This window comes from Streptomyces sp. NPDC058221 (assembly GCF_042882365.1).
Taxonomy (GTDB): Bacteria; Actinomycetota; Actinomycetes; order Streptomycetales; family Streptomycetaceae; genus Streptomyces.
The window spans coordinates 17,289-37,210 of record NZ_JBHVWF010000081.1 but is presented as its reverse complement, the minus strand read 5'-3'; the positions used below and the strand labels follow the sequence as shown (position 1 = coordinate 37,210).

The 19,922-nt window shown below is 72.0% G+C and carries 18 protein-coding genes and 1 pseudogene; 8 read left to right on the top strand and 11 right to left on the bottom strand.

Annotated elements, in window-relative coordinates; genetic code table 11:
- The 3 genes from ACFVW8_RS24125 to ACFVW8_RS24115 form a co-directional block, all read left to right on the top strand.
- Positions 1-1,620 (top strand): acyl-CoA dehydrogenase (locus ACFVW8_RS24125; protein ID WP_389693288.1); only part of this gene is annotated, 1,620 nt, incomplete at its 5' end.
- Positions 1,621-1,885: 265 nt separating this feature from the next.
- The gene (locus tag ACFVW8_RS24120) at positions 1,886-2,164 is read left to right on the top strand and encodes an acyl carrier protein (protein ID WP_389693286.1); all 279 of its coding nucleotides are present in this window, start codon (positions 1,886-1,888) and stop codon (positions 2,162-2,164) included.
- A complete protein-coding gene (locus ACFVW8_RS24115) occupies positions 2,161-3,384 on the top strand; it encodes a beta-ketoacyl-[acyl-carrier-protein] synthase family protein (RefSeq protein WP_389693284.1) in 1,224 nt (407 codons plus the stop codon). Before ACFVW8_RS24120 ends, ACFVW8_RS24115 begins: the two co-directional genes overlap by 4 nt.
- A 327-nt stretch (positions 3,385-3,711) precedes the next feature.
- On the opposite strand, the gene ACFVW8_RS24110 is transcribed toward ACFVW8_RS24115, so the two are convergent.
- Positions 3,712-4,710: a PRC and DUF2382 domain-containing protein gene (locus ACFVW8_RS24110; protein WP_389693282.1), complete on the bottom strand. Its 999-nt coding sequence runs from the start codon at positions 4,708-4,710 to the stop codon at positions 3,712-3,714.
- A gap of 485 nt (positions 4,711-5,195) precedes the next feature.
- On the opposite strand from ACFVW8_RS24110, the gene ACFVW8_RS24105 reads away from it, so the two are divergent.
- The 5 genes and pseudogenes from ACFVW8_RS24105 (at position 5,196) to ACFVW8_RS24085 (ending at position 9,991) form a co-directional block, all read left to right on the top strand.
- Entirely contained in the window at positions 5,196-5,993 is a 798-nt protein-coding gene (locus ACFVW8_RS24105) for an IclR family transcriptional regulator (RefSeq protein WP_389693280.1), read from the top strand.
- A gap of 133 nt (positions 5,994-6,126) precedes the next feature.
- Positions 6,127-6,777, top strand: a pseudogene (locus tag ACFVW8_RS24100) (OPT/YSL family transporter); the annotation flags it as partial.
- A 171-nt stretch (positions 6,778-6,948) separates the two neighbouring features.
- Positions 6,949-8,250 carry an alpha/beta fold hydrolase gene (locus tag ACFVW8_RS24095; protein ID WP_389693278.1) on the top strand — a complete coding sequence of 434 codons (1,302 nt, stop codon included), beginning with the start codon at positions 6,949-6,951 and terminating at the stop codon, positions 8,248-8,250.
- Positions 8,251-8,425: 175 nt separating this feature from the next.
- A complete protein-coding gene (locus ACFVW8_RS24090) occupies positions 8,426-9,028 on the top strand; it encodes an adenosylcobinamide amidohydrolase (protein WP_389693276.1) in 603 nt (200 codons plus the stop codon).
- Between the two features lie 54 nt (positions 9,029-9,082).
- The gene (locus ACFVW8_RS24085; protein ID WP_389693274.1) at positions 9,083-9,991 is read left to right on the top strand and encodes an NAD(P)-dependent oxidoreductase; all 909 of its coding nucleotides are present in this window, start codon (positions 9,083-9,085) and stop codon (positions 9,989-9,991) included.
- Positions 9,992-10,045: 54 nt separating this feature from the next.
- On the opposite strand, the gene ACFVW8_RS24080 is transcribed toward ACFVW8_RS24085, so the two are convergent.
- The 10 genes from ACFVW8_RS24080 to ACFVW8_RS24035 form a co-directional block, all read right to left on the bottom strand.
- On the bottom strand, positions 10,046-11,314 hold the full coding sequence (locus ACFVW8_RS24080) for a sulfite oxidase (protein ID WP_389693272.1): 1,269 nt from the start codon (positions 11,312-11,314) through the stop codon (positions 10,046-10,048).
- A 57-nt stretch (positions 11,315-11,371) separates the two neighbouring features.
- On the bottom strand, positions 11,372-12,544 hold the full coding sequence (locus ACFVW8_RS24075; protein WP_389693296.1) for a homoserine O-acetyltransferase: 1,173 nt from the start codon (positions 12,542-12,544) through the stop codon (positions 11,372-11,374).
- Entirely contained in the window at positions 12,541-13,902 is a 1,362-nt protein-coding gene (locus ACFVW8_RS24070; RefSeq protein ID WP_389693270.1) for a bifunctional o-acetylhomoserine/o-acetylserine sulfhydrylase, read from the bottom strand. Before ACFVW8_RS24070 ends, ACFVW8_RS24075 begins: the two co-directional genes overlap by 4 nt.
- A 174-nt stretch (positions 13,903-14,076) precedes the next feature.
- Positions 14,077-14,178 (bottom strand): putative leader peptide, encoded by a 102-nt coding sequence (locus ACFVW8_RS24065; protein ID WP_389693268.1) that lies wholly within the window; start codon positions 14,176-14,178, stop codon positions 14,077-14,079.
- 249 nt (positions 14,179-14,427) lie between these two features.
- A complete protein-coding gene (locus ACFVW8_RS24060) occupies positions 14,428-14,925 on the bottom strand; it encodes a thioesterase family protein (RefSeq protein WP_389693266.1) in 498 nt (165 codons plus the stop codon).
- Positions 14,922-15,959, bottom strand: a complete 1,038-nt coding sequence (locus ACFVW8_RS24055; RefSeq protein ID WP_389693264.1) for a 3-hydroxyacyl-CoA dehydrogenase NAD-binding domain-containing protein — start codon at positions 15,957-15,959, stop codon at positions 14,922-14,924. Before ACFVW8_RS24055 ends, ACFVW8_RS24060 begins: the two co-directional genes overlap by 4 nt.
- 55 nt (positions 15,960-16,014) lie before the next feature.
- Positions 16,015-16,908 carry a 3-keto-5-aminohexanoate cleavage protein gene (locus ACFVW8_RS24050; protein ID WP_389693262.1) on the bottom strand — a complete coding sequence of 298 codons (894 nt, stop codon included), beginning with the start codon at positions 16,906-16,908 and terminating at the stop codon, positions 16,015-16,017.
- Between the two features lie 87 nt (positions 16,909-16,995).
- Positions 16,996-17,883, bottom strand: coding sequence for a TetR family transcriptional regulator C-terminal domain-containing protein (locus tag ACFVW8_RS24045; RefSeq protein ID WP_389693260.1), 888 nt, complete (start codon positions 17,881-17,883; stop codon positions 16,996-16,998).
- A gap of 100 nt (positions 17,884-17,983) precedes the next feature.
- On the bottom strand, positions 17,984-18,856 hold the full coding sequence (locus ACFVW8_RS24040) for an RNA polymerase sigma factor SigF (protein WP_389693294.1): 873 nt from the start codon (positions 18,854-18,856) through the stop codon (positions 17,984-17,986).
- A gap of 437 nt (positions 18,857-19,293) precedes the next feature.
- Positions 19,294-19,908 carry a helix-turn-helix domain-containing protein gene (locus ACFVW8_RS24035; RefSeq protein ID WP_389693258.1) on the bottom strand — a complete coding sequence of 205 codons (615 nt, stop codon included), beginning with the start codon at positions 19,906-19,908 and terminating at the stop codon, positions 19,294-19,296.
- Between the last annotated feature and the right edge of the window lie 14 nt (positions 19,909-19,922).

Genomic DNA, 19,922 nt, shown 5'->3' with positions numbered 1-19,922 from the left:
CTGCTGGACCACGACGCCGACCGGCCCCGTGATCTGTCGGACTTCCTCGCACTGCGACGGATCGGGACCTTCCTCTGTACGGAGGTGGCGCACGGCAATGACGCGGCCGCGGTCGAGACGACGGCCACCTACGACCCCGCCCGGGACGGGTTCGTCCTGCACACCCCGCACGCGGGGGCACAGAAGTTCATGCCCAACACCAGCCAGGCCGGCGGCCCGAAGACGGGGCTCGTCGCCGCCCGGCTCATCGTCGGGGGAACGGACCACGGGGTCTTCCTGCTTCTTGTGCCGCTCACCGATACGCACCGGGCCCTGCCAGGTGTACGGGTCCGCAGGCTGCCGGCGCGGATGGGCAGCCCCGTGGACCACTGCCTGACCTCCTTCGACCAGGTCTTCGTCGGGCGCGAGGCACTGCTCGGCGGCGAACAGGGACGGGTCGGCGACGACGGGGTGTTCCGCAGCGGCACCGCCGGCCGCAGGCGCCGCTTCCTCACCTCGATCGGCCGGGTCACCGCGGGCCGCATCTGCATGAGCGCGAGCGCGGTCGGTTCCGCCCGCGCCACCCTCGCCGTGGCGGTCCGCTACGGCGGCCACCGGTACGTCTCCGGGGGCCGCTCCATGCCGCCGGTGGCGGTGATCGCCCACCGCAGCCATCACGGCCCGCTCGCCGGGGCCATGGCCACTGTCTTCGCGATGAGCCTGCTGCACCGAAGGGTCCTCGACCGCTGGGAGGCGGCGGAGCGAGGGCCGGCGGCGGAGCGCGAGGCGGCCGGGCAGCTGGTCGACATCGCCAAGGGGTGGATCACCTGGCAGGCCCGGTCCGTGATCGTCGAGTGCCGGGAACGGTGCGGTGCCCAGGGGCTGCTGGAGCACAACGGGATGACCGAACTCGTCACCGGGGTGGAGGGCGCCATCACCGCCGAGGGCGACAACCTGGCCATCCACGTCAAGGCCGCAGCCGAGATGCTGCTCTCCGCGCCGCCGGAAGGACCGGAGGCGGCGAAGGCCCCGGAGGACCGGCCGGACAGAGCGAACGCACCGGACAGAGCGAACGCACCGGGCGCATCCGACGTGCCGGACGCGACGTCGTCCGGCAGCCTGGACGATCTGCGCTTTCTCGGCCGCCTCCTGGCCGAGGTGGAGCGGATCCAGTTCGCCCGGGCCGGTGCACGGATGGCGCGGGCCTCGCTCGGCGGCCCGCTGGAGCGGTGGAACGCCGCGTCGGGGCCCGCACTGCGAGGGGTCGAGGCGCATGCGTACCGGCAGGCGGCCGACGCGTACGCCGACGCCGTCGCGGGGCTGCCCGAGGGGCCTGCCCGTGAGCGACTGACCGAACTGGCGCGACTGTTCGCGCTGCGCTGGATCGAGCGCAACAGCGGAGACCTGCTCGCAGCCGGCCGGCTGACCGCCGGTCAGGTCGACGAGCTGGCGGAGGCCACCGAGCAGCTCCTCACCGCCGTCGCGGCCCATCTGCCGGATCTCGCCGACTCCTTCGCGCTGCCGGCGGAACTGCTCGCCGACTGGCCCATCGCGGGAGCCGGTTACACCGAGGCCTACGACGATCCGGGTGCGCCGTGGCACACGGCCGGGCGCCAGGAGCCTGCCGGGGACGAGAGATGAGGGCCGGGCCGGGGAAGGGGGCGACGGTGCGGCTGCGCGGTGCGGCGGAGACGGCACAGGGGCTCGGCGTCGGTGTCGTACTGCTGGCGTTCTGGGGCACCGCGGCCGTGTTGTCGCGGTGGTGCACGGGGCCGCGGAACCGGGGAGGCGAATCGGTTCGCCGCAAGGCGTAACCGGCCGGACGCTGCCCAGTTACTCCGGCGTAGGGACGGTGGGAGGCGCCATCCCCGAAACCCGCCGGACGGGCATGATGGAGAGGAAGACCATGAGCGCGATTCACCCCACGATCACCGAGGTACTCAGCCGTACCTTCAGGGTGCCCGTGGCCGAGATTCTCCCGGAATCCACGATGGACAGCCTGGACATGGACTCCCTGGCGGTCGCCGAATTCGCGGTCGTCATCAGGGAGTCGGTCGGCGTGGAGCTGGATTCGGGCACGCTGCGCAGGTACACCAGCCTCGCCGGCCTCACGGAGTTCCTCCAGGAGGCGGCCGGCAACGGGGCGCCGGCCGACGGCGGTTCGCCGGTGAGCACGGCCCGATGAAGACGCCCGCCATTGCCGTCACCGGTCTGGGAATGATCACCCCGGTCGGCAACGACACCGAGTCCACCTGGGAGGGCGTGTGCGCCGGGGTCAGCCCGGCCCGCACCGTCCCCGAACTCGCAGGGTGCGCGATCGACTTCGCCTGCGTGGTCGACGGTATCGACCTGGACGGCGCGATCGGCCGACGCACCGCCTTCCGCATGGGCAGATACGTCAAGTTCGCCGTACTCGCCGCGCGGGAGGCGGTCGCCGACGCGGGACTCGACCCGGGCGGCTGGGACGGCAGCCGGGTCGCGGTCGTCGTCGGCACCAGCAGCGGCGGGTCCGCCGGTCTCACCGATCAGGCGCTGGTCCTGGAACGGCGCGGACCGGAGGCGACCTCGCCGTCCGGGATCCTGCTCACCATCCCGAACATGCCCGCCGCCGAGATCGCGATCGAGATGGGCGCCACGGGCCCGAGCCTGGCACCCTGCACCGCCTGTTCGTCCGGGGTCACCGCCCTGTCCGTGGCCCGGGACCTCCTTGTCACCGGGCAGTGCGACCTGGCCATCGCGGGGGCCACCGAATCGACGCTCTTCCCGGTCGCCATGACGGGATTCGCCAGATCCGGCGCTGCCGCCCACGCGGACGGGGACCTGTCCCGGCTCAGCCGCCCCTTCGCGGCCGACCGGGCCGGACTCGTCATGGGCGAGGGCGCCGCCGTCATGGTGCTGGAACGCGCGGCCGATGCCGAGGCCAGGGGCGCCGAACCACGCGCGCTGCTCGCGGGGACCGGTGCGACCACCGACGCCCACCACCCCACCAGCCCGCACCCCGACGGCCGGATCGCCCAGGCCGCCGTCGAGGCCGCGCTGCGCGACGCGGGCTGGCAGGCCGCGGACGTCGAGCACGTCAACGCGCACGGCACGGTCACGCCGCGCAACGACGCGGCCGAGGCCGCCCTCATCGGCCGGGTCTTCCCGCACCGGCCGCCCGTCACCGCGCCCAAGGGCGTACTGGGCCACTGCATGGGAGCGGCAGGGGCCATCGAGGCGGGGCTGACGATCCTCACGCTCCAGCGAGGGATCGTGCCGCCGGTCGCCAACCTGGACGCGCCCGCGCCCGGGTTCGACATCGAATGCGTCACCAAGCAGCCCCTCCTGCTGCCCGTCCGGCGTGCCGTCAGCCACTCCTTCGGATTCGGCGGACACAACGCCGTGGCCGCGCTCCAGCGTCCATGAGGGCTTCCCGTAGTCCCTGGACCAGAGCCGGTGGTGCGGGTGCGATCCACCCCATTCCACCGGCCGTACCGCCGCTGAGCTGCGCAGAGGCGCGTGGCAGCCTGCCGGGTCCAGCGCAGGTGATCACCCGGGAGCTGATCGCCGACGCCTACCGGGTCGGGGCCGTCGTGACACCGGACGGCCCCGAGGGGTGGCCCTCGGTGCGCTTCTGCCCGGGGCAGCCCTGAACGAGGACGTCCCGCAGACGCACGAGAGGGCGGACCCCCGTGGTGCGGGTCCGCCCCTCGCTCTTGTCCGGTGCGGCTGGTCCGGCGCGGTCTGCGGGGGTCAGCGGCGCCGTCCCTGACCGAACTCGCCGCCGGCGTCCTTGCCGCCCATGTCCTTGCCGTCCTTGGTCATGCCGTCCGCGTAGTCGATCTGCTCCTTGCGGAGTTCCGCGGAGACTTCCTTCTGCTCGGTCACCTTCTTCGTTTCCATCCGGACCCGCTCGACCGGCACCGTCTCCTTCCGCATCGTGGCGCGTTCGGCGTGCAGGGTCACCTCCACGTCCTGCTCGGTGATGTCGGCACGGGCCGCCTTGTCACCGGGCTGGAGCGGCTCGCGCACCACGCGTACCTCTTCGTGGGACACGGGGACCGTCCTGGTGACGTTCTCGGTGACGACGTACTTGTGCAGGCGGGCCTTGCCGCTCTCGTACTCCTCGGTGCCGATGCTCAGCTGCTCCTCGGAGCGGATGAGTTCCTCCTTGCCGCCCAGGTCGGCGGAGGCGGACCGTTCGGAACCGGCTCCGGCTCCGACCAGTGGACGGGCCGTACCGGAGGTGTCGGCGTCCCGGTGCTTGCCCGTGCCGACGCCTGCGGTGCCGGCCTTCGCGCCGGCGCCTGCCGCGCCCGCTGCTCCGGCTCCGGCTGCCGCGCCGGCTCCGGCAGCGCCCATGGTGCCGGTCCCGGACGTGGTCGGTGCACCGGTGCCGGCGGAACGGTCGCCGAGATTACCGCCGGTGTTCCTGGTCAGGCCGTAGTGGCGGTAGAGCTCCTCCTCCTCCGAGACGGAGAGATGAGCGTCCGCGTCCACCCGGGGGGCTTCCTTGACGCGGTCCTTCGGATGGGAGATGTGCAGGTCGGAGCCCACGCGACGGGCTCCGGCGAGAGGCACGAAACTCTCCTTCATACCGAACAGGCCGGTCTTCACCGTGATCCAGTCCGGTCGGCCGGTGCTGTCGTCGACATACACCCGCCCCACATTGCCGATCTTCTCGCCCGCGGTGTCGTACACCGTCAGGCCGTCGAGCTCTCCGGAATCCGTGAAACCGTCAGCGGCTCCCATGACCGATTCCTCCTAGCCCGGGCGCGTCCTGTGGGTGGGTCCACCAGGGGTGGCGCGTCCGGATTCCATCGCGCCTCACCCGGATGGACGCTGCAACCCCCCCGGCCGGTGGGGGCGAGTGCCGTACCCCCCGACGTGTGGGCGCAGGCCCCGTGCGATGCCGCTGCGGGCCCGCTATCCGAATTAGGCCAATCGAGTGAACGCCCGTGCCTGAGCGGGCCGCGCCGGACGTCCGTGGTCCGGCCCCGGACGAGGGTCTAGGCGTCCCGGTGCGCATCGGGTCGGTCCGGCGGGACGCCCGCCGGGCCGACCGGGACTCCGCTCCGCGTCACCGCCCCTGAACAGGCCGTTCCCGGCCCGGAGCGAATTTCCTGGAAACCCTTGACACCCGCTGGGCTCGGCATCATTCTTTCGCCCAGAAATCGCAACGCCGTTGCGATTTCCGCACCGACAGGCAACTGAGACGGACGAAGGAGGCCCGGCCCATGGCTGAAAGCGGCACGGACACCACCGCGGCCCGCGACGGGCAGCAGGCCCCCGGAGTGCTGCAGACCGTCGACCGGGCCCTGCTCGTCCTGCTCACGTTCACCGAACAGCGGCCCGAATGGGGCGTCAGTGAACTGGCCCGTCACCACGGCTGGGACAAGGCCGTCGTCCAGCGGCTGCTCACCACTCTGAGCGCCCGCGGATTCCTGCTCTGCGACGACAACAGCCGCCGCTACCGCCCCGGCCCGGCTCTGTCCCGGCTGGCCAGGGTCAGCGAGCACAGCGGAGTGCTGTCCTCGATCGCCCGGCCGATACTCGCCCGGCTGCTCCGCGAGACCGGCGAGAGCGTCGTCCTCAACGTCCCGCACGGCGGCAGCTACCGCTGCGAAGCCGCCGTCGACGGCACCGGGCCCGTCCGCTACACGGCGATCATCGGCGCCGTCATGCCCGGTCACGCAGGAGCGTCGGGGCACACCATCTTCGCGTACCACCCCGAACGCGAGATCCGGCAGATGTTCGGCGCCACCGGGCTGACCCGCTTCAACGACCGCACCATCACCGGCCTGGACGCCCTGATCGACTGCTACGCACAGGTCCGTGCCGACGGGTACTGCGTCAGCCACGGCGAGTACGACGAAGCCGTCACCGCGGTGTCCGCCCCCGTGTTCCAGGGCGACGGAGTCCCCGCATCCCTCACCGTCATCGGCCCGTCCCACCGGGTGGACCGGGCCGCAGACACCCTCGTGACGCTGGTACGCGCCGGAGCGGCGGAGATCACCGCCGCCCTCGGCGGCTGAACCGGATCCGACACCCCTCAGGTCCGCGGCGTCCCCCGCACCGCCCGTGCGGCCCCGGGCCCCGCTCCGCCGCGCACCCGCAGGCGGACACCCGAACATGCCTCCCAGCCCTGCTCACCGAAGGGGGTGCCCCATGGCGCACCACGTCTCAGCGCCGCACCCTGCCCCGCCGCCGTCCGCCCCCGACGAGCCCCGGTCGCACCCCAGGGTCATGGAACCCGTGCTGCTGGTGATCCTGGTGGTGCTCTCCGCCGTGGGAGCCGTCATCGGCATCGACCTGGTTTCCAAGCTGGGTATCTCCGCCAACACCTCGGTGGTCGGAGCGCTCGTCGCCATGCTCATCGGCCGCATCCCGCTGGACTTCCTGCGCCGGATGCGGTCCGTGCACCGGCAGAACCTCGCCCAGAGCGCCATCTCCGCCGCTACCTTCGCCTCCGCGAACGCCCTGCTGACCTCTGTCGCGGTGCCGTACGTCTTCGGGCGCACGGATCTGGTCTGGCCGATGCTCGCGGGAGCCTTCATCGGACTCGTCGTGGACGCCTGGGTGCTCTACCGCGCCTTCGGCTCCCGGCTGCTGCCCGCCGACGCCGCCTGGCCGCCGGGCACCGCGGCCGCCGAGACCATCAAGGCCGGCGACCGGGGAGGACGCCGGGCCCTGATCCTCGCGGGCGGCACCGCTGTCGGCCTCGCCGGAACACTCTTCAGCCTGCCGCTCTCGGCCGCCGGGGTCGCTTTCCTGGGCAACGTCTGGGCGCTGATGATGTTCGGCATCGGGCGCTACGTGCACCCCGAGCTCGTCGGGATCTGCCGCGAACTGGGCGTCGCAGGCCACTGATTCCCGACAGGGCCCGCACCCCCGGGGTGCGGGCCCCGTCCGTCACCCGTGAAACCGTTCCGCGACGAGAGACGCGACGACAGAGACACGACGCGAGATGCGCGGCGTGAGAGGAGCGCCATGTCCACCCCAGCCCCCGTCACCTACCGCCACGGCGGCCTGGTCTGCACCGACCACACCCTCGATGTGCCGCTCGACCACAGTGCCCCGGACGGCCCGGCCATCGGGCTGTTCGCGCGCGAGGTCGTCGCCGAGGGCCGCGAACACGAGGACCTGCCGCGGCTCCTGTGGCTCCAGGGCGGACCCGGCGGCCGCGCCGAGCGGCCCAACGCGGCCGGGGCGTGGCTGCGCCGAGCGCTGGCCGAGTACCGCGTCGTCCTGCTCGACCAGCGCGGCACCGGCCGCTCCACCCCCGCCGACCGGCGCACCCTGGCCCGCTTCGGCACGGACCACGAGGCCGCCGCCGGCTACCTCACGCACTTCCGCGCCGATTCGATCGTCCGTGACGCCGAGCTCCTGCGCCGCCGGCTCCAGGGCGAACAGCCGTGGAGCGTCCTCGGCCAGAGCTTCGGCGGCTTCACCACCCTCAGCTACCTCGGCCTCGCCCCCGAAGGGCTCACCCGCGCCTACATCACCGGCGGACTGCCGACCCTGACCGGTCACGCCGACGACGTCTACCGCGCCGCCTACGCCCGCACGCTGGCCCACAACGAGCGCTACTTCGCGCGCTACCCGGGCGACCAGGCACGCGCCGACGCCGTCGCCGCACACCTGGAGACGCACGACGTCCGGATGCCGACCGGTGAACGCCTCACCGTGCGCCGCTTCCAGACCCTCGGTATCAACTTCGGCACCGCGGCAAAATTCGACGCGCTCCACTACCTGCTGGAGACCGCCTTCACCGAGGGCGCCGACGGGCCGGAGCTGACCGACACCTTCCTGCGGGGCGTCGACGCGGCCGTGTCCTTCGCCGAACGCCCGTTGTACGCCGTGCTCCACGAGCCCATCTACGCCCAGGGCGGCCGCCCCACCGACTGGTCCGCGCACCGGATCCGCGAGGAGTTCCCCGCCTTCGACGCCGCCGCGGGCGGCCCGCTCCGGTTCACCGGCGAGATGGTCTACCCCTGGCAGTTCGACGAGGACCCCGCACTCGTCCCGCTGCGCGGCGCCGCCGAAGCACTTGCCGCCCGCACCGGCTGGCCGCCCCTCTACGACCTGGACCGGCTCGCCGGCAACGAAGTCCCGGTCCTCGCCGCCGTCTACCACGACGACATGTTCGTCGACCGGGAGCACGCCCTGGCCACCGCGGACACCGTACGCGGACTGCGCACCTGGGTCACCGACGCCTACGCCCACGACGGGGTCCGCGCCGACGCCGCCGTGCTGGACCGGCTGATCGCGATGGGCCGCGGGGAGGTCTGACGCGCACCCGGCGGAGGCAGGGCACCGCTCAGGGGCGCCCTGCCCGCGGCGCATATGATCTACGGGTCATGGGCCGACCGTCGTCCCGCAGCGACACCGGGGGTGCCCCATCCGTTCCGTACGTATCCGGCTGCCCCAACAGCGCGGCGAACTGCTGGCCAGACGCGAGGACGGCGTGGAGCTGCACCATCTGGTGTGGCGGCTGGGGCCCGGGTGGCGGGTGTGCAGCAGCGCCGTGCTCGGCGGCGGCATCGGCCCGCGGGACTGGATCCTCAACGCCCAGGTGCCCGGCGGCTATCCACGGATGGACCCCGACCGCCACCTCGCCGAGATCGCCGCGGCCGAACACCTCACCGGGCCCGGCGCCGGTCTGATGACGGCCGCCGATGTCACCGCGTACACGGTCGCCGCGGACGAGGGCGTGACGGCGACCGCCACCTGCGGCCTCGGGGTACGCGGCTGGGCAGCCGCTCCGGCCGAGGACACCGGTGCACCGCCGCGGCCGGGCACGGTCAACATCGTCGTCACCCTTCCGGTGCCGCTCTCCGACGCCGCGCTCGTCAATGCCGTCGCCACCGCCACCGAGGCCAAGGTCCAGGCGCTCCTGGACGCCGGGCTCGACTGCTCCGGCACCCCCACCGACTCCGTCTGTATCGCCGCCCCCGCACCGGACGCCGGACCCGGCGAGCCGTTCGCCGGGCCGCGTTCACGCTGGGGCGGGCGACTCGCCAGGGCCGTACACGCTGCGGTACTCCAGGGCGGGCTGCGGCAATCCTGAGCATCCGAAGCGCCGCGCGCCGATCCGGGCGCGGCCGACGAAGGGAAACGCCTCATGAGTTCAGCAACAGCCGACGCCACCGGACAGCAGCCGGTCGTCGCCGTTCTCGGTACCGGAATCATGGGCTCGGCCATGGCCAGGAGCCTGCTGCGGGCCGGTCTTGAGGTCCGGGCCTGGAACCGTACACAGGCCAAGGCGGCGCCGCTCGCCCCGGACGGCGCCACCGTCACGGACACGGCCGCGGAGGCCGTACGCGGCGCCGATGTCATCCTCACCATGCTCAACGACCAGGCCTCCGTCGCCGCCGCGCTCACCGCCGCGTCGGACGGGGTGCACCGGGGCCAGGTCCTGCTGCAGAGCTCCACCGTCGGACCGGACGCGGCCGTCGAGCTGGCGCAGCGGGCCGCGGACCTGGGCCTCGTCTACCTCGACGCCCCGGTCGCCGGAACGAAGCAGCCCGCGGAGCAGGGCGCACTGACCGTCTTCGTCTCCGGCCCGTCCGCCGCCCGTGGGGTGAGCGGACCCGTGCTCGACGCGATCGGACAGCGCACGCTGTGGGTCGCGGAGGAACCGGGAGCCGCCTCCAGGCTGAAGCTCGTGGTCAACACCTGGGTGATCAACATGGTGGGCGGCGTCGCGGAATGCCTGAACCTCGCGGAGGGACTGGGCGTGAACCCGCAGCTGTTCCTCGACGCGGTGAAGGGCGGACCGCTCGACTCGGGCTATCTGCACGCCAAGTCCGCCGCGGTGCTGTCCGGCGACCTCACCCCGAGCTTCGGTCTGACCACAGCCCTGAAGGACACCCGTCTCATCCTGGATGCCGCCGAGCACTCCGGCGTACGTCTGGACCTGACCGCCGCATCGGCCGTCCGGTTCGAGCGTGCCGAAGCGGCAGGACACGGCGACGAGGACATGATCGCCACCTACTACGCCGGCCGGGCCCGGGAGAGCGACGGCGGCTGAGCCCCGTCCGCCCGAACGGGCCGGAGCGCACCGCACCGCTCCGGCCCGCCCCCGTCAGACGACCTGTACCTCGTGCCGGACCACGGCGCCGAAGAGATAGCCCTGCGTGTTGTGGACGGCGGTCTCCGGCTGGGTGCGGCCCGACCGGTCCGTCGCCCGGGCCAGCAGGACGGCCGGTCCGCGGTCCTTCGGCAGCCAGTCGGCCGACCAGCGGACCCAGCTGCCGCTCCTCGGCTCGTCGCGCAGCCGCGCGCGACGCCACCGCGCACCGCCGTCGGTGCTGACCTCGACCGTGCGCACCGGCGCTCCGCCGGACCAGGACCTGCCGGTCAGTACGTGTCGCCTGCGTGCCGGGAACGAGGCACCGGGAGTCACCTCGAAGGCGCTCTTCAGCGTCTGCCGGGTCAGCGGCGCACTGCCCTCCGGCGGATATTCGGGGCCGAACAGCCGGTAGAGACCGGTGTTCCACGGAGAGAGCAGCGGCGATGCGCTCACCTCGATGTCGCCGACCCACTTGATGTTCGCGACCCCGACCCAGGACGGCACGATCAACCGCACCGGATGGCCGTGGTCGGGCGGCAGCGGTTCACCGTTCATCTCGTAGGCGAGGATCACGTCGTCCAGCGCCTTCGAGACCGGCAGCGGTCTGCGCACCCGTCCGAGACCGATCCCGTCACTGATCACCTCGTCGTCGAGTCCGCGCGGCAGCACGTCCACCGCGCTGCGGGTGAGGCCCGCCCGGCGCAGCACATGGGCGAGCCGCACCCCGCGCCAGCGGGCCGTGCCGATCGCACCGAGGGTCCAGGCCGTTCCGCTGACCTCCTGGTTCTGCTGCGTCGTGTAGTAGCTGCGGGCGTTGCCCGCGCACTCGACGAACGATGTACGGGTGACCGCCGGCAGCGCCCGCAGCTCGTCGTACGTGAACTCCACCGCCGGGCCCCGCAGCCCGTCGCCCCACACTCTCAGCCGCCAGTCGCCCGCGTCGATCCGCGGGGTCGTGGTGTGGTTGCGCACGAAGAAGCGTTCGGCCGGGGTGAGCAGCCCGGTCGCGCGCAGCGCCGCGAAGTTCGTCTCGGCGTTGGTGCCGCGCACCGTGAACACCTCGGGCGGCAGCGGCTTCACGATCCCCGGAGCGGGAACGTCCGCCGCGGGCGACGCCTCTGCGGGGGAGGCGAGAGCGGCAGGCAGGCCGGCCACCGAGGCGGCCGCCACCAGCCGCAGCAGATCGCGGCGTTCGATACCGGCTGAGCGTGCGGTGCCGTGCGACCACTGACGCAGCCGCAGTCCGTCGTACGCGTCCTCTGACGGTGGAACGGATCTCATCAACATCTCCAGGGCTCGTGGACGGGAACAGGGGTGGTGCGAGCAGCATGGGTGCAATCAGCCGGCCGGATCGGACCTGTCCGGCAGCAACTCCCTCACCAGAGCGCCCACCTGGTCCGTCTCGATCAGGAATCCGTCGTGGCCGTGTGCGGAGTCGAGGATCCTGGCCCGCTCGGCCCCGGGCAGCAGTGTGGCCAACTCCGTCTGCTGGGCAGGCGGATAGAGGCGGTCGGAGTCGATGCCCGCGACCAGGGCGGGCATCCGCGCACGGCGCAGGGCCTGCGCCGTGCCACCCCGGCCGCGCCCGATGTCGTGCCCGTTCATCGCCTCGGTCAGCGTGACGTAGCTGCCCGCGTCGAAGCGGTGCACCAGTTTGGCCGCGTGATGGTCGAGATACGACTCCACCCGGTACCGCCCGCCCTGCCAGGGGTGTTCGCCCGGCTGCGCCTCCCCGCCGAACCGGGAGCCCAGCTCCGGCTCGCTGCGGTAGGTGACGTGAGCGATCCTGCGGGCCAGGCCGAGACCCCGGTGCGGGCCCTCGCCGGGGGCCGCCTCGTGGTAGTGGCCGCCGCGCCATCCGGGGTCGGAGCGGATCGCGGATATCTGTACGGAGCCCCAGGCGATCTGCTCCGCCGATGCGACCGCGGGCGCCGCGAGGACCAGCAGTGATCCGGTGCGCTCGGGCAGGCCGACGGCCCATTCGAGGGCGCGCATGCCGCCCATCGATCCGCCGATGACCGCCGCCCACCGGCCGATGCCCAGGGCGTCGGCCAGGGCCGCCTCGGCCGCCACCTGGTCACGGAGTGTCACATAGGGGAAGTCGCCGCCCCAGCGTGCTCCGTCGGGGCGCCGGGACGAGGGGCCGGTACTGCCCTGGCAGCCGCCGAGCACATTCGGTGCGACGACGAACCAGCGATCGGTGTCCAGCGCCCGCCCGGGGCCGACCAGTTCGTCCCACCAGCCGTCGGTGGGATGGCCGGGCCCCGCGGCCCCGGCCACATGGCTGTCCCCGGTGAGGGCGTGCAGCACCAGGACCGCGTTGGATCCGTCGGCCGCCGGGCGTCCCCAGGTCTCGTAGGCCAGTTGCACACCGGGCAGTACGCCGCCCGACTCCAGGGGCAGCGGACGGTCCAGGCGCACCCAGGAACGCCGGCCCGGCGGGTCCCCCTCCCGCCGGCCTCCGGTGGCCGGCGGGAGGGGGAGTACGGTCGAGGGGGCCGTCCGGTTCAGGACGCGGCCTTCGCGGCCCGGAACCCGGCCTCCAGATCGGCCTTGAGGTCGTCCACGTTCTCCAGCCCGACGGAGAGGCGGACCAGCCCGGCGGTGGCTCCGGTGGCGGCCAGCTGCTCCTCGGTGAGCTGGCTGTGTGTGGTCGACGCCGGATGGATGATCAGGCTCCGCACGTCACCGATGTTGGCGAGGTGGCTGAACAGTTCGACCGCGTCCACGAACCGCTTCCCCGCCTCCACCCCGTCGCGCAGCTCGAAGGCGAGCACGGCGCCTGCGCCCCGGGGCAGATAGCGGAGCCCCGCCTCGTACCACTTGCTCGACTCCAGACCGGCGTAGTGGACGGCCGACACCTCGTCGCGCCGCTCCAGCCATTCGGCCAGCGCCCGGGCGTTCGCGGTGTGCCGCTCCAGCCGGAGGCTCAGCGTCTCCACGCCCTGCAGCAGCAGGAAGGCGGAGTGCGGTGAGAGGGCGGGGCCGAGGTCGCGCAGCAGCTGCACCCGCAGCTTGACCGCGAAGGCGCTCGGGCCGAGGTCCGGCCAGTAGCGCAGACCGTGGTAGCTCGGGTCGGGGGAGCTGAAGTCGGGGAACCGCTCCGCGTGCGCCCCGAAGTCGAACGTACCGCCGTCCACCACCACACCGCCGATGGTGGTGCCGTGCCCGCCGAGGAACTTCGTCGCCGAGTGGACGACGACGTCCGCGCCGTGCTCGATGGGACGCAGCAGGAACGGGGTGGGCACCGTGTTGTCGACGATCAGCGGTACCCCGGCCGCGTGCGCGGCGTCGGCGACCGCCCGGATGTCGAGGACATCACCGCGCGGATTGCCCAGCGTCTCCGCGAACAGCGCCTTGGTGTTCGGCCGGATCGCCGCCGACCAGGCTTCGATGTCGTCCGGGTCGTCGACGAACGACACCTCGATGCCGAACCGGGGGAGCGTATGGCGCAGCAGGTTGTACGTGCCGCCGTACAGCGAGGTGGACGACACGATGTGGTCCCCGGCACCGGCCAGCGTCAGCAGCGCGAGGGTCTCGGCCGCCTGTCCGGATGCGAGGGCCACCGCGGCCACTCCGCCCTCCAGCGAGGCGATCCGCTGCTCAAGGACGTCCTGGGTGGGGTTGTGGATCCGGGTGTAGATGTTGCCGGGCTCGGCGAGCGAGAAGAGGTCCGCGGCGTGCTGGGTGTCCCGGAAGACGAACGACGTCGTCTGGTAGATCGGTACCGCGCGGGCGCCGGTCGTCGGATCGGGAACGGCCCCGGAGTGGATCTGCCTGGTCTCGAACGACCAGGCGGCACCGGGTCCCTGGCGTTCCTGGTCCTCGGGGGTGTGCCCTGCGGTGACGGAGTCGACGGGCTGGCTCATGGTGTTCCTCTGTGGTTCTCGGCGCGGGTGGTGGTCAGGCACCGGTGCCGCCGCCTCACAGGGGCCGGTCAGGACCGGGCAGCGGGCGGCGCGGCAGGCCGCGGGCACGGCGAAGACATGGCGGTGCCTGAGGGGGGAGTCGACGTTGCGGTGGCGTCCGTGCGGATCGGCCGCTCAGCGGAGCGGGGCGCGGCGGACGCGGCGGCTACACGCCGAGGATGCGAGGCGACCCAGATCGACGTGGCGCCGCGAGACGAGTGGTACGGACCCGGACATGCGGCGAGCGTGGCAGCGGGCCCGGTGCGCGTCAACCGCCCCGAGCCGCGCTCAGGGGCCGGTCGGGGCGTACGGAGCAGCGGGCGGCGGGCGACGGCGCTCTGCGTCCGCACCAGGCCGGACCTGCACGGATGTGTGCGGGCGGGCGGGGAACAGCCGACTGCCCGGACCACCGGGGGAACCGGTGGTCCGGGCAGGGCGTGGGGCACGAATTCATCAGGTCGCAACAACAGGTGCCGGCGGGAGTGTTCAGCGTGCCGCGGGCACCTCGGCGATCGAGCGGCCCGCCCAGGACGGTGCCGCCTCGGTGAGGGCGGCAAGGTGCTCGCGTACCCGGTCGGGGAAGGGAGCGGTGCGGCCGGCCTGCTGGTCCACGTGGAGGGCGAGCAGTTCGCTCGTCGCCACGGGCTCGGCGTCCGGACCGGGTTCGGCGTCGTCCTGCGCGTCGGGCCCGAGCACGTACAGCTCATGGGCGAACCGCGTCTTCTTCGCGTCAGTGCCCAGCACCCGGGTACGGACCGCGAGCCGGTCGCCCTCCGCGACATCGCGCAGATACCGGATGTGCGACTCGACCGTGTACAGCGAACAGCCGGTGCGCTCCCGGTACTCGGAGTTCAGACCGGTCTCGATCATCATCCGGTCCGTCGCGAAGCCGAAGACGAGTACGTAGAACGCCTCGCTCATATGGCCGTTGTAGTCGATCCACTCCGGGCGTACGGTCTCCCGGTGCAGCGGCAGCGCGCTCACTTGGCCACCTCATCGGTGTGCCGCTCGGCCAGCCGGCCGGTCGCGCGCAGCACGTCGATGACCCCGCGGTCGCGTTCGGCGACGAGGTCGGCGATGCTGCGGCCCTTCGCCGCGTCGTCACAGCCGCGCACCACGGCCTCGTACAGTTCCCGGTCCAGCTCGGGGGCTTCGAGCCGGGTCCAGGGGGCCTTGAGGGAAGGGCCGAAGTGGTCCAGCATGTGCGCCATACCGCCCTCGCCGCCCGCGAGCGCGAAGGTCAGCATCGGCCCCATGCACGCCCAGCGCAGCCCGGGGCCCTCGGTGATCGAGGCGTCGATCTCCGCGACCGTCGCCTCACCGTTGGCCACCATGTGCAGCGCCTCCCGCCACAGCGCCTCCTGAAGGCGGTTCGCGATGAACCCGGGGACCTCGCGGTCCATCGTGATCACGGACTTGCCGGCGACCTCGTAGAAGCGGGATGCCCACTCGACCGCGGCCGGCGCCGTCCGCTCGCCGCCCACGACCTCGACCAGCGGGATCAGATACGGCGGGTTGAACGGGTGCCCCACGACCAGCCGTCCGGCGCCCTCGGCCCGGGTCTGCATATCGCTCATCGGATAGCCGGACGTCGAGGACGCGATCACGACCCCTTCGGGTGCGGCCGCGTCGAGGCGGGCCAGCAGGTCGCGCTTGAGCTCCAGCTTCTCCGGAGCGCTCTCCTGGACGAACTGGGCGTCGGACACCGCCTCTTCGAGCGTCGGGGCGACCTTGAGACGGTCCTGTGAGGCACCTTCGGCGAGGCCCAGCTGCTCCAGTGCCGGCCAGGCGGCGGCCACCAGCCGGCGCAGCTTCGCATCGGCGTCGGGAGCCGGGTCCCAGGCGGTGACGTCGTAGCCACGGGCGAGGAAGTGCGCGACCCAGCCGCCGCCGATCACTCCGGCGCCCACACACGCCACCCGGCGTACGTCCTCGGGGGCGCAGGGGGCGGGGACGGCCGGTTCGAGCGGAACGGCGGGCGCGGGCTCGGTGGTTCGTGCGGGCTGTGCGGCGTTCATCGTGCGGTTCTCCAGAACGAGTGGGGGGATCGGGGCGGGGCGATGACCGGCCAGGTCAGGCGCGGGGCTTGAGCCCGAGCCGCTGACGGGCCTCGTCCGGGGTGGCGACCCGGGAGCCGAGCGACTCGGTGATCTGGACGGCGCGCTCCACCAGCTGGGCGTTGGTGGCCTTGACGCCCTTGCCGAGATACAGGTTGTCCTCGAGACCCACTCGGACATGGCCGCCGAGGAGGATCGACTGAGCCACCCACGGCATCTGCATCCGGCCGAGGGCGAAGCTCGCCCACTGGGCGCCCTCGGGCAGCATGTTCACCATCGACTGGAGCACGCCGGGATCGGCGGGCGCACCCCACGGGACCCCCATGCAGAGCTGGAAGACCGTCGGAGCGTCGAGCAGTCCCTCGGCCAGGAGCTGCTTGGCGAACCACAGCTGCCCGGTGTCGAAGATCTCCAGTTCGGGGCGTACGCCCAGCTCCTGGATACGGCGCGCCCCGGCCCGGAGCATGTCGGGAGTGGAGACGTACAGATTGCTGCCGTCGCCGAAGTTGAGGGAGCCGCAGTCCAGGGTGCAGATGTCCGGCAGCAGATCCTCGACGTGGGGGAGCCGTTCGAGGCCACTGACCAGGTCGGTCCCCGGCAGCTGCCGCAGCGGGGCGTCGGGGTCGATCACCAGGTCGCCGCCCATCCCGGCGGTCAGGTTGATGACGACATCGGTGCCGGTCTCCTTGATGCGCTCGACGACCTCCCGGTACAGGCGCGGGTCGCGGGACGGGGCGCCGGTCTCCGGCTCACGGACATGGATGTGCACCACGGCTGCCCCGGCCCCGGCCGCCTCGACGGCGGAGCGGGCGATCTGCTCGGGGGTGACCGGCACATGAGGGCTCTTGCGGACGGTGTCTCCGGCCCCGGTGAGGGCACACGTGATGATGACGTCCTGGTTCACGGGCATGCGGAAGCGGCTCCTGAATAGAAGGGGATCGGGTGAAGCGAGAGTGCAGGGAAGGGCAGAAGCAGGAGGGAGAGCCGAAGGACGGGGTCAGCCGGCGATGAGGGTCGCGTCCACGTAGGCCAGCAGCGCGCCGTGCATGTCCTCGGCGCTGGTGCCCGCTTCCCCCGGAGTGGTGGCGAGCACCTGGGAGGCCAGCCCGTCGATGAGGGCGGTCAGGCTCAGCGCGGCGGACTCCGGGTCGACCGGCCGGAAGACCTCCTGCGCGACGCCGCGGCGTATCACTTCGGCGACTGTGGCCCGCCACTGCCGGTAGTACTCCACGTGGAGTTCACCGACCGCGGTGGAGCGGGCGGCCTCGGCCCAGAGGTCGAGCCAGACGCTCCACTGGCGGCGCTGCTGCGGGGTGTACGGGGTCTGGAGCTCGATCAGCAGCCGGAGTTCGTCGCCGGCGTGGGCCGTGTCGGCGGTCCCGGCCGCCCGTCTGGAGGTGTCCTCGTCCATGCACCAGCGGGCCGCCGCCTCCAGCAGCTCGTCCCGCCCGGGGAAGTGGTAGTGGATGGCAGCTGTGCTGGTGCCACAGGCCTCGGCGATGTCGGCGACCCGTACGGAGTGGAATCCGTGCTCCGCGATCAGCTGGACGGTCTGCCGGACGATCTGGAGCGGTCTGCCGCTGTCCGCCGGCCGGCCGGATCCGGTGCTCCGGGTGCGCCGGGCCCGGACATCCGGCGGCGGAATCTCGGCCGGCGGCGGAGGCGCGGCGCTGTGGTCCGCGTGCGCTCCGAGCAACCAGCCCGCGTCGACATCCGCGATGTCGGCGACCCGGGCCAGCTCGGCCGTGGTGAAGCGGCGGGTGCCGCCGAGCGAGCGCGAGAGCTTCGACGGATCGATGACCATCCGCCGCGCGAACTCGCGCTGACTCACTCCGGCATCCCGGATCACCTGTCGGACCCGCTCGGCCACCTCGTCGTGCTGCATGGTCAGCCACCGTACCCATGTGTTGAGAGGATCTCAACATTCAGCCCGGTGATGTGTTGCTGTGATGCGTATTGAGGTGCTGACTGATGCATCAGTCAGTTCACTCGTCGACGAACATCCCGTTCCGTAGCTTGCCGAGAATCCGGCTGATCAGCCGGGACACATGCATCTGTGAGATGCCCAGCTCCGAGCCGATCTGCGACTGCGTCAGCTCCTGGCCGAAACGCATTTCGAGGATGCGGTGCTCGCGTGCGTCCAGATCGTCGAGCAGCGGTGCCAGTGTCTGCAGGTTCTCCACCGTCTCCATGGCGGGATCGGCCTCGCCGAGCGCGTCGGCGAAGGTGCGTCCCCCGGTGGCGTTCCGGCCGGTCTTCGGCGCATCGGTCGGCATGTCCAGAGACCCTGCCGTGTAACCGTTGGCCGCGACGATTCCCTCGGTGACCTCGTCCTCGGTGATCCCGAGGTGTCCCGCCAGCTCCTGGACCGTGGGGTCGCGGTCGAGTTCGGTGGCCAGCGACTCCTTCGCCTTGGCGATGTCGACACGCAGCTCCTGGAGCCGGCGCGGCACATGGACCGCCCAGGTGGTGTCGCGGAAGAACCGCTTGATCTCACCGACGATGTACGGAACGGCGAAGGAGGTGAACTCGACCTCACGGGACAGGTCGAACCGGTCGATCGCCTTGATCAGCCCGATCGTGCCGACCTGGACGATGTCCTCCATGTCGCCGCTGCCACGGTTGCGGAACCGGCCCGCGGCGAACCGGACCAGCGACAGGTTCATCTCGATGAGCGTGTTGCGTGCGTACTGATGGGCCTCGGTGCCCTCCTCAAGTACCTGGAGCCGGTCGAAGAACACCTTCGACAGTGCCCGTGCGTCCTTGGGCGCGATCTTGCCGGCGTCCTCGATCCACGGCAGTTCGTCCGTGGCCCCCGAGGCGTCCCCGGCAGTCGTACTGCTGGTCACGCCCCTCATTTCCGTCGTGTCCAGCTTGAACGCCGCGTCTGCTGCGGCGGCTGCGACAGGTGTTCCCGTCGCCGTCGACCGTGCACTCTCCGCTCGTGCCGCATCGGCGGTCTGCGCAGTGTGCGCCGTCATCTCGTCACGCTCCCCTGGTCGTAGGCCATGAGGTGTAGGCGTATGCCCGCAGAGAGTGGGCTCATGCGGGGAAGTGAGAGTTGATCAGGTCACAACGCGGCAATGGCCGAGAATCGACGTGATCCCTCGTCGTATCTGTGCAAGGTCACGGCGCCGGCAGCAGAACCGCCCCACCGGTACGGGGGAGCCCGGTGGGGCGGTCGTCACCAGAGTGCCACAGGCTCGGGTGACATGGGCACCGACCGGCGCATATCCAGCGGTAGTTGAGTTGAAATCGACGTTGTCCCGACCGGTGGCCGGTGCGCGGGACGGTGTCAGTCGCGCGGGTAGCCGACGATCGTGTGGGTGACCGCGGGGGAGTCCTCGGTGGAGTAGTAGTGGCTGCTGAGCCCCGAGAACCGGGCGGTGTCACCCGCCTCCAGGAGGTGGGGGACATCGTCCACGACCAGTGTCACCTGGCCGGACATCACCAGGACGTACTCCACCGAGTCCGCACCGTGCGAGCTGACTTGGCTCTGCGCGTGCGGATGCAGGCGGGTCCGGTAGATCTCCATGCGGCCCTGCTCGTGGCCGGAATAGAGCAGGTTGACCGAAGTCTCGTCCTCCGGTTCGTCCAGCGAGGCGGCGCGGATGATCTCCGGCCTGAGCAGTGGTTGGCGCAGTAGATCCGTGCAGTTCGTGCCCAGCGCGTCGGCGATCCGGACCAGCACATCGACCGTCGGATTGGCCTCGGCGCGCTCTATCTGGGACAGCAGCCCCTTGCTGACGCCCGTCGCGGCCGACAGTTCTCGCAGGCTCCAACCGCGATTCAGCCGCCGACGGTTGAGATTTCCGGCCAATGAGGTCCGCACCCCGGCCGAGCCGGGCCGGGGGGTCTCCGGCGCAAGCGGCGGCGCAGGCCGGCCGGCGTTGGCGGGCGGCTCGGACACCGTTGCTCCTCGCT